Raw genomic sequence first — 14,444 nt, 5'->3', positions numbered from 1 at the left:
ACTTGATAGTCAGAATTGTGTAAGCAGCCTGATTGGGTTGGCGCACTTGTGAGCCAATATTTGTACGGGTGCGGTCGTCATCGCAGATGATCAGCAGCCGATTCCGGTCCAGTGGGGTTAGGTCTTCACCTTTATGACCGGGTATGTGCAACGGTTGCCCCTGTGCAGTACGTATGAGCGTAAAGGGATTGCCAGCGTATAAATCCGCAGACGTAATGGTCCATACATACGTATCAAATTGCCCATTGGACTCCAGCGAGGTGAGCATCCAGAAACAACCGTGATTTGGGTCATACTCAAGGCTTGAAATGGCCAGTGGCGTAGGCAACGTAGCGTCGGCCTTGGTAATCACGAAGTCATCGACAATCTTCCAGTCATTAGACAACCGAACACGCTCCGCATCACCCGTCCCCTCGAAGCTATACGATACGCTGATGATTTTGGCCCGATACGTAAAACTGTCGTACGCTTTCCCTTCTTCCCGAATGCCGAAAAGTAGTTGTTTGTCTGTAGCCGCCAATCCTTCAATCTTAAAATAGGGAAGCTCGCCCGGGAACTCATCGGTTGCCAGTAGACGCGCAATAGGCTGGCGATACGCAACGGATGTTTGGCTAGTATCGTCAGGTGCCAATACGTGCGGATGCTGTTCGTCGCCACTGCGCCAGTACAAAATCGTGTTGAAACGATCCCAATCGTGGCTGCCCGGCTTTACACGGTCGAAAGCGGTGGTTAGAAATACGTAACGACGGTCGGGCGTCTGGGCAAAATCTTCATACTTGGTGCCTTGCGTAAAGGTTGGTTGTGTCAGATACGTTGGCGGTTTTGTTGAATCAGCCAGTGTTTCGGGCGTTTTCATAAACACCGAACTCTGGCCCGACGGCATGTCTTTATCGTTGGCAAAAAAAAGATTTTTACCATCGTACAACACGGCCGAAGCTTCGCACCAGACGGGCTGTCCATTTACAGCTGTTCCGGGAGCAAAGCAGTTAAGGAATCCTTCTTGGGTAATGGCAGCTGTTGTGGAAAGTGTAGTGGCGGGGAGTTTGGCGGTCTTACAGCCGAAAGCTAGCGACAGAACTGTTAACGTAATGGTGGATAGTCGGTAAATCATACAAGAGGATAGTATAAAAACGGCTACAAATGTCGTGGATTACTGCCGCAAAACGAACCCGACACCGTGTACATTTTCGATACGTATCGCCGGGTCCTGAGCAAGCCGTTTGCGAAGTCGGGAAATAAATACGTCAAGACTACGACCCATGAAATAATCGTCGTCGCCCCAGATGGCACGTAGCAACTCGTCGCGCCGAACAAGCGTATTCGGCCGTTCAAGCAGATAAGCAATTACGTCGGCTTCGCGATGGGTGAGCGTCTGCGTTTGGCCATTAACGGTAAGCGTCAGATTCTGGCGGTTAAGGAGGGTGTCGGTCCGTAACGCCCGCTCGTTTACATTGCTTGTACGCCGGAGAAAGACGTTGATTTTCAGGATTAATTCTTCAATACTGAAGGGTTTCGTCAGATAATCGTCGGCGCCGAGCCGTAAGCCCTGTAGGCGGTCGTCTTTGTTAGTTAAGGCGCTTAGAAATAAAATCGGCACCTGCGTGTCGACGGATCGAATTTGCTGAGCGAGCGTAAACCCATCGCTCTGAGGCAGCATCACATCCAGCAGACACACATCGAATCGCCCGGCCTGAAACGTGGCCCACGCATCAGTACCATTGGTACAGTGCGTAACGAGAAAAGGCACGTTTTCGAGCGTATCGCGAATCACGAACCCCAAATTTACGTCGTCTTCAACGAACAGTATGCGTGCAGGATTCACGGGGGAGTTATGAATGAGTGAGTGGGTAACTGACCAAGCCGCCGGAGCGTTGAATCATTTCGCAACGGGTTTACATTCTTTGATAAAGGACAGATTATCTGAAACGTACTGCCTTCGCCGGGTTTGCTGGAAAGTACCAGCTTCCAGTTGTGTGCTCTAACGACCTGCCGAACGTAGTAAAGTCCCAGTCCAAACCCTTTTACATTATGGGTGCGCCCCGAACTTACCCGAAAGAACTGGCGAAAAATGGCTTTCTGATGTTCGGGTGCAATACCAATGCCGTTGTCACCTACTGACCAGATCAATTGGTTATTCTCAGTACGGGTGTGTAGTACGACACAAGGCGATTTGTCGCAATACTTAAGTGCGTTGTCGATCAGATTATTCAAAACCGTTTCAAGGTGGTAGCGATCGGCATATAGGCAGGAGCCGGTCGCTACCAGATCGAGCCGTACGTAAGGCGCAAACGTATCGGCAGCCAGATTCATGAGTTCGTGGATGTCAATGTCGACCCGATTGAATTCAAAGCCAGTACGTTGAGAGCGAGCTAGTTGCAGTACGCTATTAATCTGCTTTTGCAAACGTCGGCTTTCTTCGCCCAGAATGCGTACGTATTGTTTTAGCCGATCGGGCTGCTGAGTAATTGTATCTGTTTGTAATACGTCAGACGCAATACGTATTGTCGACACGGGCGTTTGCAGTTCATGAGTAATGTTATTAATGAAATCACGCTGCACTTCAGTCAGCCGCCGTTGTCTGAGCACGAGCACAAGCGTATAGCCAAAGAAAAGAACCACCAGCAGTACGGCGCTGGTCGACCACAATAAGCCGCTCAATTGCCCGGTAACAAAGGCGGTCTGATTCGGAAAGCGGATGCCGAAATAATACGTATAGCGCGGGAATTTGGGTAAATTTCTTGTTTTACTCCCCGCCAAACCATTCGTGCTGACATAAGCGCCGTAGACCATGCGGTCGGTCTCGCAATTATAAATCCCGTATTCGTAATCTGTAATCAGGTTATGCGCCTGTAAGGATCGCTGAATGAACGTTTCGAGCGTAGTGGGATCAATTGGTGCATCGGTGTTGACGATAAAATAATCGGGCGAGAGCTGGGTAACCGCGTATCGGTTCAGGGTGAAGCGATTCAGTTTTGCCACTTCATCGGCCACATCCTGCAAAGCAATAAAGGCTGACTGACGAAATTGCCGCTCACGCAGAGCATAGGCGTTACGTACCCAGATCGCCTGCACAGCCAGGATGCCGATAATGGAAAGCACCGAAAGAACAACCAACAGACGCAGACGAGACATTTTTGATCGAGCAAATACGTGAATGACCCAATAATTCCAACTGTAAAGTACGTGTTATTCGGGCAATCCCTCAATCGCTTATTCGCTAATTAGCCGCACATTAACAACTCATTAACAAACGTTAGGAAGTACTTAACAAAGGGAATCGGAGGGGGGCGGTACGTTTGCATCGTTGCTTGAGTGAGCAACCGGACAAACCTTACCAAACCAATTTTTCTATGAAACGTATCCTGTTTTTTGGCGCTCTATTACTACTGACTGCTTCAGTCGCTATGACTAGTTTAAGCGCGTTGTTCAACTGGCGGAACGCTACGTATGATTTCGGTCGTATTAAGCAGGGTAAGCCTGTTACCGCCGAATTTGCTTTTACCAACAAAGGCGAAATTCCACTTGTGATCAGTAACGCAAAGGGTTCGTGTGGATGTACGGGTGTTGAGTATCCCAAGTCGGCTATTTTGCCGGGTCAGTCGGGTGTAGTGAAAGCGACGTTCAATGCAGCAGCCGTTGGCGCATTCAGTAAAACCGTTACAATCGAGTCGAATGCAGAAGGTGGTACGCAGACGCTCTATTTCAAAGGCGAAGTTGTGAAAGAAGGTGTAGCTGCTCAGTAACGTCAGCCAGAGTTATTCTTACTCAACTATAGCTCCGATTAGACTCCCAATCCGTGGTTATGGATTGGGAGTTTTTATTTAGAAATGGTTCGCTTGTCAAGTTTGCATCCACCGGAGCGGGAAAAAGTAGCAGGAAATAGGATTAACGTTGTTGTAAAAAATAGACCTCAGACAAGCTTATTCGTCTGAGGTCTTATATATAAAACGTTGACCAAGAAGTGTTAAATCAATTGTAGCTTCGCTACTTTTAGATTGACGTGAATCGTGTCGTGCTTGAACCGCACGACGGACCGTTCTAATTAATATTTCATCTCGCCCCGATCTTTCTCAACGGCGGTACGTCCTTCTTTCATCCAAACGGGCATTGGCGCGTCTTTGAGGTAGTAATCAAAGAATTGGTACAGTCTAATACTCAGGTCTTTCGCGTTGTGGCGTTGGGTCAGGTTGTGTCCTTCTCCATTGTAAACCAGCATCCAGACGGGCTTATTCAATCGGCGTAATGCCGTGAATAATTCGATTCCCTGATACCAGGGGACAGCACCATCGGCATCGTTATGCGTCATCATGAGTGGTGTCTCAATGCGGTTAGCGAAAAACAACGGCGAGTTCTCGATGTAATTCATGGGTTTGTCCCAGAGGGTTCCGCCAATGCGGCTCTGGGTTTTTTCGTACTGAAACTGCCGAACCAAACCCGTTTCCCAGCGAATGCCGCCGTAAGCTGATGTCATGTTTGCTACGGGCGCACCGGCTTCAGCGGCCCGAAACAGATTGGTACGGGTAATAATGTATGCCGTCTGATAACCGCCCCAGCTCTGCCCCTGAATACCCAGCCGATCTCGATCAACAAACCCTTTATTGATCAGGCTTAAGACACCCGGTACAATACAATCGTATGCATTGGGGCCGGGTTGACCCGTTGTGTAAACAATATCTGGAATAAAGACCAGATAACCATTGGATACGCAGTACGATACGTTAATCGTTGAGCGGCTAGGTGCCGGAACTTTATAATCATTTAGCGTTTCCGCGTTACGTTCGTAGAAATACGTCAGCATGGGGTACTTCTTTTTCGGGTCGAAACCTTCGGGTTTATACAACAGCCCTTCGAGCTGAACGCCATTGGTACCGAGCCATTTGACGAGTTCAACACTACCCCAGCTGATGCTGTCCTGCTGCGGGTTGATGTGGGTAAGCTGCACAGGATTTGCCAGGGTAGAGTCTGTCCCTCCAGACCGGGTCTGAAACAGATTAATCGGCTCCTGGAAATTACCCCGGAAAAACGTCATTGTTGGTGCGTTTTTGGCCTTATTCAGTTTTGCATACCGGTGGTTGCTATGTGTAAGCGTAGTGGGCTCAAGCGCCGATAAACCATTCTTGCTCTTAAAAATTCCGGTCGATTTATCGCTTTCCCAAATACCCGTAAAGAACAATTCCTTTGTCGGATCAATAGCTTTTTCGGGCGTCATTCGACCCTGGCCGGGTATAGGTGAATCGTCTTCATCAAATTCAGCGTAACGCAGACGAACATGATTTTTTCGGCCCCAACCCGCTGTCAGATTTAATGGCTTTTCCTTACCAGTCGGGTCAATTTGCCAGATATCGTAGCGATCATAAAGCCATACGTATCGGTCGTTAGTTGTCCAGCCTGCGGAGCCGTAGGAACCAGGTAGATTGGGCGTATCGTGCTCTTCGTCAAAGAATTTGTGAGGCAGTCCACGCGTCAGATCAATACGTTTTCCATCGGCTACAGACCAGGCCCGCCAGAGGGAGTCGCGCTCATCGAACCAGTATGCATACGTTCCGCCCGGCGATAATTTCGGCTGCGAAGCCATTACATCGTTGGCAATTTTTTTCTTCGTTCCGGTCTGGGCGTCAACCAGATATAAGTCGGTGTGACCTGGGTCCCAGGACGATTGCACCTGATACGGTAAGTCACTAAGTCCTAACAAGTACCGCGTATTTACTTTCGGGTCGAACGCTACGGTTGGCATTTCGCGGGTGGCTATTGGAATAATTTTGCCGGACGCTACGTCATAAATCGTCAGAAAACCGCGTTCCTTTTCCTCTTTGAGTCGTTTTTGCTGCATAGGTTGCAGTCGGCTGTCGGTCCAGCTCCAGATATCCATCTTCACCTTTTCATCATCGGGCGTCAGCGTATCTTTGGTTGGTTTGGGTGGAATTGGTGAGGTAGAGAAATACAGGCGCTTGCCATCGTCCGCAAATTTCGGCTCCCGAAACTCGTTGACCGACCAACCTTTGGGAATCGAAGCTGTCAGCGTATCGGCCAGTACTTTAAAGGGAGCTTCAAGAGGGGTTGTTTTGGACTTTTTACCTTTTGCAGGAAGGGCAGAAGCCAGGTTTTTGTAATACAGCGAAAATACTTTTACGTCTGATCCGACGCTATCGGCTGAGGCCATCCAGACAATCTGCTGACCTACTTTGTCGACCGCCAACCCTTTGTAAATCTTGCGTTTTGAACTGGTATCAACGAGCATCGTTTGTCCGCTGGATGTATTAAACAGGAAAACGCCCGGAACGGCTTTGTCTCCGGTCTTCAACGAATCATTGGCTGAGTCTTTGCTATAAAATATTTTCTGCCCATTGTCAGAAACCACTACGTTCGATACGTAGCGGAAGGTTTTACGGGAGCCATCAGCCATGTTTAGTAAGGTCAAGTCATCACCTTTCGGTTTTGTCGAATATGGTTTTCCAGAGGCTACCGTTGTTGTCGAAGCAGGGGAGGTGGGGGGCAACGTATCGCGTTGCGTTTGTGTCGTGACTTTTGCCGCCGGTTTTTCTTTGGCATCCTTCCGTTCCTGCATGACGGCAAGCCAGGAGCCCGCATCTTTACCAAATGCAAATGATTTTACATTCGGGAGTTTTATGGATTTCCCCGTTGTCAGATTCAATGCTACCAGACTGTCTTTGGGCATTTCGTCCGCTTTTTTCTTTTTCAATTTGGCTTTCCGGACGTCGGCAGCAGCTACTTTCAGCCGCATCACCAGATACTTGCTGTCGGGCGTAAACTGGGCCATGTAACCGCGTGGGAAAACATAGTGCGTCCGTGAGGGGTTTGTACCAGTAGCCCAGGCTTCCAGGCGTCCGTCGCCATCCTGCGGATCGACCTGAAAAGCAATCCATTGGCCGTCGTCGGAGATTTTTTCTGACTTCACACTTTGCCAGCGGTCATAGTCAGAAGCCTTTAACGGACGCTTCTGAATCTGTGCGAGTAGAGACACAGGAAAGAGCAGGCAGAACAGCAGTTGAGTAAAGAGATTCATAAAGAGAAAAATTAAGATCGACTAAATTACTACGAACAGATTGATTAATAGGCCACCATTTTACAACCTTACTATTTATTATGAGATTTGTGCTATTGATAGTATGTTTATTTCCCATTTATGGGTTTGGGCAATCGAATAAATTGTTAAAACGGGAATTGGACAGCATGTATGTTCTGGATCAGCGTAATCGGGAATGGCTCGCTAAACTAGGTAACAACCAGCCGCTGACAGACAGCCTGAGTAGTGTTTATAAAACGGATCGTACAAAACTGGCGGGGGTACTTTGGACAGAGCAGGTAAAAATTGATACCAGCAATTTGAATCGGGTTGAAGTTATTTTAAAGCAGCACGGTTATCCGGGAAAAACGCTTGTTGGCAAGCCTACAAATGAGGCCGTCTTTTACATTATTCAGCATTCTAACAAGATTCCTGATTATTTGCCCCTCATCAAGAAAGCGGCTGAAGCAGACGAATTACCGTTCTCACTTTATGCGATGATGCTTGACCGGTCGTTGATGTACGAAGGGAAACCGCAGCTTTATGGCACCCAGGTATCGTGTCGACAGTTAATCAAAACCAAGCAATCACGCTGTTTTGTTTGGCCAATTGCGGAAGCAGAATCCGTCAACGAGCGTCGAAAAAAGGCTGGATTTGAGTTGAGTGTTGAAGAAAATGCCAATCGACTTAATGCCGCCTACGAGCCCAACCTGACGATGGAGTCCGTGAAAAAAACGTATGTTTTTAACGAGAAATAAGCCTTGTGCCCCATCGGGCTGCTACGTTAATTTGCCAGAAAATGCTACGTAGCAACTCAATGGGGCACAAGGCAGGCTATTCCTGGATCAATTTGGCTAGACCTACTCCTGAATCCGCAGCCCCGTAATACACCCAGATGGTGCCGTCTGGCCGCCGTACCCAGCCGTTCGAAAATACTACGTTAGGGAAGAAACCTTCGCGCTCCCAGGGCAATTCAGGAGTTAGTAGAGGAGCTTCCGAGCGGTCCAGGATTATTGACGGATCGTTTTTATCCAGCAGGGCCAAAGCCAGTGAGTAAGCATGGGTGGGGTCGGCGCCGTGATAGCAAACCAGCCAGCCTTCATCCGTTAAAATAGGTTCAGGCCCTGCGCCAATTTTCCCGCCTTCCCACTCAAATTTGGTATCTACCAATCCACGCCCCCCAAACAGGAAACGATGATTTCCCCAATGGATGCCATCTTCCGACTCGGCCAGCCAGACAGACGGTTTACCAATATCCGACACCATTGGTCGGTGGAGCAATACGTAGTTGCCATTGATTTTTTCGGGAAACAAAGCGACGTCTTTATTGGGTGGCGGCAAAACCATACCGACGCGCTCAACACTCACAAAATCAGTAGTTACGGCCAGCCCTACGCCGGGTCCGTGTTCGGATACGGCCGTATAGGTAATCCAGTATTTACCGTCCAGATACGTAATGCGTGCATCTTCAACCCCATATGACTCGTCCATACGGGTAGGAAACAAAAACGGTTTCGCGTCAATTGTAAAGTTCACGCCGTCACGGCTGCGGGCTATCCGCAGGTAGCTTATGGAGGTCAGGTATACTTTTCCGTCGATTGTGACAACCCGGGGATCATAATCTCCGTCTGGCTCCTTAAATTTCTTAACTACCAGAGTCGGAACGCCATCCTGTTCTTCAATAATTGGTATCGCTATGTATCCTTTTTCAGCCTTTGGCGCTTCGGCTACCCGTAGCAGGAGCAAAATTTCGTCGCCAAACTGGCAGGCTGCTGGATTAAAGGCGCCCAGAACGTCATAGCCTTCAATAAATGGTTGTACGTCAGCTGTCTGAATAATTGGCTGGCTGGATAGGCGCTCAAGTCGATAATTTTTCATTAAAGTGCTTTCTATAGTTAAGTTTACGCTGTGTTGTTGTCAGACGGACGACGCAACGATATTTTCACAACGGCAAAGCTAATCTTGAAATTTTGAATCAATTATTCAATTAGTTTTGGGACGGGCAAAACCTTCGGGGAAATAGCCGCGTTATGAGGATTGAATTAACTTTTAGACTCTATAAACCATGATTTACCAGCCAACATTTGATCAGGACGAAGACGTATTGATGTTAAATCCAGACCCTGAATCGGCTGCATTCGACGATGATGAAGATGACTTCGATGAAAATGACGCCGAATTCGATGAACTAGGCTCGGGAGCCGCCAGCGGATACGGAGCAGATGATTTGGACGATATCGACGAAGAAGAATTTAGTGAAGACGATCTGGAAGAAGACTTCGATGACCCGGATTTCGAAGACGATCTGGACGATGACAGTATGGAGTAAGGTTTAGCGTGTCGCTAATGAGAACATATAGAGCTGATCACAGTTACTATAAAAACGTTTATCCTTATGGCACTTTCTGATCAGAACTCCAATCCTGACGAAGTTCAACTTGTTACAACAGCCGATGACGACACGGAAGGCACCGCGCCTGACGCAGACACGCAGTCATCGGCGGCTAGTGAAGCGGGTGATCGTACGGCTGAAGATGGCTCGCGAGCACCTAACGATCCCGCTGAGGGAGCGTAGATTTGCTAATGAATGATGAATGCTCAAAAAACATTCATCATTCATTAGTCAGTATTACTTTCAAAAGTGTCTGGCATTTCATTTCGGTTTCCTGCCATTCCCGTTCGGGGTCAGAATCTTCCGTCAGGCCAGCTCCGGCGTAAAGGGTTGCCAGCTTACCTTCCAGCTTCATGCAGCGGATATGAACGAAAATATCGGTAGCCGCTCCCTCCGACGTATCAATATTTACTGGCCCTAAAAAACCGCTGTAAAGCTCACGGTTATGGGTTTCATGTTCCCGAATAAAGGAAAACGCTACGTCGCGGGGTGTGCCACATACCGCTGAAGTTGGATGAAGCAAACGTAGCATAACTGTTCCAAGCTGCGGATAACGAACCGCTTGCGTGTCGACGGTAAAGCGGGTGCCAAGGTGCATCAGATTACCAGCCACAATGCTTTTAGGGCCTTCTTCTATGTATTCGCGCAGCCTTATCTTCTTGAAGCACTCAATAATATAGCGGCACACAATTGCCTGTTCTTCAATTTCTTTCTGCGACCACATTGCTTCGGCCGGGCGTTTGGTTGTTCCATCCGGATTAAACACAGATTGAGTTCCTGCCAGAGCGGCCGTCTGGAAAATGCCGTTGGCGTCGGTGCTTACCAGTCGCTCAGGCGTAGCACTTATCCAGATCTGACCTCGTTCCGGAATCGATACGGCTGATACAAAAGCGGTTGGATAGGTCTGACAAAGTTTGTCGAACAGGCTAACGGCATTGGGGGCATCGGCAAATACTACGTGCTTGGTTCGCGATAGAACCACTTTGCGGAAATCGCCACGTTGCATGGCTTCCACCGCTTCTGCCACATTACGTACGTAGTTTGTTTCGATGTCTGGCTCGGACAGGAGCGTTACAGCCGATGCGGACACAGCCTGATTTGATGAACGACGGGCGCTGGTCATCAGGGCTTGCCAGAAATCGGCGGCTGTTTCTTCAGCCGTATTTTTTATGTCGATCTGGTTATTGTCAGAAAAGACAACCTGTAGGTCGGCACGTAAAAAAAGCGTTTTAGCCGACTTTTCATCATCGCTAAGTCCGTCAGTGATGTTGTCGAACGGACTAATGAGAAACCCAGCCGGTAATTCATCCAGGTCGGCAGCTACTCTTGGTAGCACTTCGTCAAAAGACACAATCAAATGCTTTTCCCGTTGGTTGGGAAGCCGCCAAAGAGCAGCTGGAACGCCCAGTGAACGAGCAGTTTCCCAAAAATCGATAGCCTGAGGGTGATGTTCGGCAACGCGCGTTAATGAAGTAGTATGAAAAGAATAATCGGATTGCATAAGTAACAGCCGTGGCTACTAAGGCCAATCTATTAACAATTAAGCAGACGAATTTGTGCCGCATTGCTTATTTCGACACAAACATAGTTGCTAACCTGTCTGTTCAGCAACTCTTTCTTGATCAGATAGTTTTAATCAAATTCTAATTAATTCTCCGGATAATCTTAAAATTTTTTAGAAAAACTTAATAAATCATAAGTAGATATACTCTCAAGCATAATTATATATGCGTATTTTTTTGTCTGTTCAGTTTTATTTCAACCTAAAAACTCGGGTAACGAGATGAAGTTTTATGAAAAAACCTCTTCGTTCACAACTGCTGTCTGGCAGGATTGTGAGGATGGCTCTTGGTCATACCTTTCTTTTCTGTTCGTACAACACCTTAACCTATGCTACCGGAGACTTATCCGGTAAACCTACATCTACCCGACTGGAAACCCCTACGTCGGTCGACAAAACACTAAGCGGCAGAGTTACAGACGAGAATAATTCAGCTTTGCCTGGAGTAAGCGTTATTTTGAAAGGTACACAAAGAGGAACCGTAACCGATGCTGATGGACGTTATCGTATAGACGTACCCGAAAGTAACGCCGTTCTGGTTTTCTCGTTTGTGGGTTATTTATCGCAGGAGGTGCGCGTAGGCAGTCAAAGTTCGCTTGATGTAAGTCTGAAGGCGGATAGCAAGGTTCTGGATGAAATTGTTGTTATCGGTTATGGTACAACCAAGAAATCGGATTTGACCGGTGCAGTTGCCGGTGTCAAAGAAGCACAGCTCCAGGAGCGTCCGGCTCCTTCGCTGAACCAGGCGCTTTCGGGTCGTATGCCTGGTGTACAGGTAAATACGAACTCAGGCCGGCCGGGAGGACGTACCACCGTCCGGATTCGCGGATTTAGCTCGATCAACTCGTCAAACAACCCGCTCTACGTAGTAGATGGTGTAATGCTTCCGCAAGGAAACCAGGCGCAGTTCAGCTCGGCGATCGACTATATCAACCCGAACGATATTGTTTCGGTTGAAGTGCTAAAAGATGCCTCATCGACGGCTATCTATGGAGCCAGAGGTGCCAACGGCGTTATTCTCGTAACGACCAAAAAAGGAAAGGCGGGGACGGGAACCGTTACGTATGATGGACAATTCAGTGTGAATACAATTGGCCCAAACCGGCCACAGGTACTGAACGCCCGTGAATACCTGGCGACAGAAGATCTTGCTTATAAGAACATCGCCAAATACGATCCGGCGGGCTGGGCATCTGGTAAGTATACGTATCTGGACCCTGTTGCTCGCAGAAAGGCATACAGTGCTAAATATCCGGGCGTTTTTGACGCGAATCTCAACCCGCTGTATGACACCGACTGGTTAAAAGAGACTACACAAAATAAGCTCTCACAGAACCATCAACTCGGCTTTAGTGGCGGTAACGAACGTACTCAGTATTCGCTGTCGCTGGGTTACCGCGATGACCAAGGGCTTATCATGACATCGTACATGAGACGGTATTCGGGTCGGTTTACAGTTGATGATCAAATCAAAAAATGGCTGAAAATTGGTGGTACGTTGAGTTACAACAACCAGAGCGAGAATATTGTGGATCAGGGCGATGCTGTGGCTCGCCAGATTGTGGAAGACTTCCCGTTCCTGCCCGTCAAATATGCCGACGGTACGTATGCCAGCAACCGTGACTATCCAAATGCTGAGGGAACCTTTAGCTCGATGCACCGCCTGATGGATCGGCGCTATATCCTGAACACGCAAACCACGCTGGGTAGCTTATACACAAACATTAGCCTGGCGAAAGGTCTGGAAATGCGGACCGTTCTGGGCGTTAACTTGCTGACGCAGGAGAACAACGAGTATCAGACCCGGACCCTGAACCCAGGTAGTTTAGGAAACGCAGCTGGCCGGAATCGCAGAGAAAATTTCTGGTCATTGGAAAATTACCTCACCTATAACAAACAGATCGGTACGGCTCACAACTTTACAGGACTGTTGGGTATTTCGTGGCAGGAAACGAATTTCTTCAGAATCAGCGCTACGGTAAACAACTTCGCTACGGATTACTTCGGCTATAATAACTTAGGAGCTGGGTCCGTTAACCCGCAGGTACAATCAGATGCGTCGCGGTTTGCCTTTAACTCGTACTTTGGCCGGATCAATTACAGCCTGCTCGATAAGTACCTTTTTACGGTAACGGGCCGGGCTGATGGATCATCCAAGTTTGGTGAAAACCACAAGTTCGCTTTCTTCCCTTCGGCGGCTCTAGCCTGGCGTGTTTCGGAAGAATCGTTCCTGAAGGGCAATCCGATCATTAACAATTTGAAAGTTCGGACTAGCTACGGTCTGACAGGTAACTCCGAAATTCCACCGTATCGGTCTTTACCAATACTCAACTCAACTTACTCGACAATCTACGGCGACGCGCGCTTCAACGGAACGGGTATTGATCGTCTGGCTAACCCGGATCTGCGTTGGGAAAAAACTGCTCAGACCGATGTTGGCGTAGAAATCGGTTTGTTTAAAGGACGGGTTAACCTGGAAATGGACTACTACCACCGGTTGACAACAGACATGCTGCTTGATGCTCCGGTAGCTCGCACCAGTGGTTACGCAACCATTCGCCGGAACGTTGGCTCGATGCAAAACCAGGGTTTTGAATTTGGTTTGAATACGGTGAACATTGATCGGGGTGGTTTCTCCTGGAATACTTCGTTCAATATTTCCTTCAACCGCAACAAAGTACTCTCGCTGGCAACACCGTCCGATATTTTCAACGTAGGTGGTCCTAACTTCACCAACCCAACCAACGTTATTCGTGTGGGCGAACCTGTCGGTTCATTCTGGGGCTTAACCCGCCTGGGTACGTGGAGTGAAGCAGAACGGGAAGAAGCGGCTAAGTTCACCAGCTATCGGAACAACCTGACCATGTTACCCGGTGACATCAAGTATCTGGATGTAAACGGCGATAAAGCAATTACGGACGCCGATCGTAATATCATCGGTAATGGTAGCCCAAAAGGCTGGGGAGCCATGACAAACACCTGGCGCTACAGAGGCTTCGATGCTACGTTTGAACTTCAGTTTATGTTTGGCAATGACGTAATGCTGATGAACCTGCACCCGAGCGAAGACCGTCAGGCTATTGCTAACAGCTATAAGTCAGTACTGAACGCCTGGACGCCGACGAACCAGAATACGCCAATCGCTGAGATTCGGGAAACACGGGCCGGTTACGTAACAAACGTAGATAGCCACTGGATTAAGGATGGATCGTTCCTTCGCGGACGTAACCTACTGTTCGGTTATACCTTCCCATCTGAGCTAACTAACAAGTTGAAATTGAACCGGCTACGTTTGTATGCTTCCGTTCAGAACTTCTTCCTGCTGGTTGATGATCCGATCGTTGGTGATCCCGAAGTTACCCCAACCAACCAGGGCGACGACAACAGTGCTTTCACACAAGGTATGATCTGGCACAACTATCCGAAACCAACAACCTACATGTTAGGCTTACAAATTGGTTTATAAT

The 14,444-nt window shown here is 48.3% G+C and carries 11 protein-coding genes; 5 read left to right on the top strand and 6 right to left on the bottom strand.

Annotated features, from left to right (window positions below; all coding sequences use genetic code 11):
* From ACOJS8_RS07310 to ACOJS8_RS07300, 3 genes are all read right to left on the bottom strand, one after another.
* The coding region (locus ACOJS8_RS07310) for a hypothetical protein (protein ID WP_420147886.1) at nt 1-1,111 on the bottom strand (1,111 nt) is incomplete at its 3' end.
* A gap of 39 nt (nt 1,112-1,150) precedes the next feature.
* The gene (locus tag ACOJS8_RS07305; RefSeq protein ID WP_420147885.1) at nt 1,151-1,822 is read right to left on the bottom strand and encodes a response regulator transcription factor; all 672 of its coding nucleotides are present in this window, start codon (nt 1,820-1,822) and stop codon (nt 1,151-1,153) included.
* Nucleotides 1,819-3,132 (bottom strand): sensor histidine kinase, encoded by a 1,314-nt coding sequence (locus ACOJS8_RS07300; protein WP_420147884.1) that lies wholly within the window; start codon nt 3,130-3,132, stop codon nt 1,819-1,821. Before ACOJS8_RS07300 ends, ACOJS8_RS07305 begins: the two co-directional genes overlap by 4 nt.
* 218 nt (nt 3,133-3,350) lie before the next feature.
* Here ACOJS8_RS07300 and ACOJS8_RS07295 point away from each other — a divergent pair, with 218 nt between their 5' ends.
* Entirely contained in the window at nt 3,351-3,743 is a 393-nt protein-coding gene (locus tag ACOJS8_RS07295) for a DUF1573 domain-containing protein (protein WP_420147883.1), read from the top strand.
* Nucleotides 3,744-4,042: 299 nt separating this feature from the next.
* On the opposite strand, the gene ACOJS8_RS07290 is transcribed toward ACOJS8_RS07295, so the two are convergent.
* Nucleotides 4,043-7,024, bottom strand: a complete 2,982-nt coding sequence (locus tag ACOJS8_RS07290; protein WP_420147882.1) for a S9 family peptidase — start codon at nt 7,022-7,024, stop codon at nt 4,043-4,045.
* Between the two features lie 167 nt (nt 7,025-7,191).
* Here ACOJS8_RS07290 and ACOJS8_RS07285 point away from each other — a divergent pair, with 167 nt between their 5' ends.
* On the top strand, nt 7,192-7,782 hold the full coding sequence (locus ACOJS8_RS07285) for a DUF6624 domain-containing protein (protein WP_420147881.1): 591 nt from the start codon (nt 7,192-7,194) through the stop codon (nt 7,780-7,782).
* A gap of 76 nt (nt 7,783-7,858) precedes the next feature.
* On the opposite strand, the gene ACOJS8_RS07280 is transcribed toward ACOJS8_RS07285, so the two are convergent.
* Nucleotides 7,859-8,902: a glycoside hydrolase family 130 protein gene (locus tag ACOJS8_RS07280; protein ID WP_420147880.1), complete on the bottom strand. Its 1,044-nt coding sequence runs from the start codon at nt 8,900-8,902 to the stop codon at nt 7,859-7,861.
* A gap of 187 nt (nt 8,903-9,089) precedes the next feature.
* Between ACOJS8_RS07280 and ACOJS8_RS07275 the strand changes: the two genes are divergently transcribed.
* The gene (locus ACOJS8_RS07275; RefSeq protein ID WP_420147879.1) at nt 9,090-9,353 is read left to right on the top strand and encodes an adhesin; all 264 of its coding nucleotides are present in this window, start codon (nt 9,090-9,092) and stop codon (nt 9,351-9,353) included.
* 66 nt (nt 9,354-9,419) lie between these two features.
* The gene (locus tag ACOJS8_RS07270; RefSeq protein ID WP_420147878.1) at nt 9,420-9,599 is read left to right on the top strand and encodes a hypothetical protein; all 180 of its coding nucleotides are present in this window, start codon (nt 9,420-9,422) and stop codon (nt 9,597-9,599) included.
* A 37-nt stretch (nt 9,600-9,636) separates the two neighbouring features.
* Here the strand turns inward: ACOJS8_RS07270 and ACOJS8_RS07265 are convergent, their stop codons facing one another.
* The gene (locus ACOJS8_RS07265; protein WP_420147877.1) at nt 9,637-10,917 is read right to left on the bottom strand and encodes an isochorismate synthase; all 1,281 of its coding nucleotides are present in this window, start codon (nt 10,915-10,917) and stop codon (nt 9,637-9,639) included.
* 292 nt (nt 10,918-11,209) lie between these two features.
* On the opposite strand from ACOJS8_RS07265, the gene ACOJS8_RS07260 reads away from it, so the two are divergent.
* Nucleotides 11,210-14,443, top strand: a complete 3,234-nt coding sequence (locus ACOJS8_RS07260) for a SusC/RagA family TonB-linked outer membrane protein (RefSeq protein WP_420147876.1) — start codon at nt 11,210-11,212, stop codon at nt 14,441-14,443.
* The last annotated feature ends 1 nt before the right edge of the window (nt 14,444 follow it).

The sequence above is a fragment of the Spirosoma sp. genome (assembly GCF_048594605.1).
In the GTDB taxonomy this organism is placed as follows: domain Bacteria; phylum Bacteroidota; class Bacteroidia; order Cytophagales; family Spirosomataceae; genus Spirosoma.
This window is presented reverse-complemented; position numbering and strand designations above follow the sequence as displayed.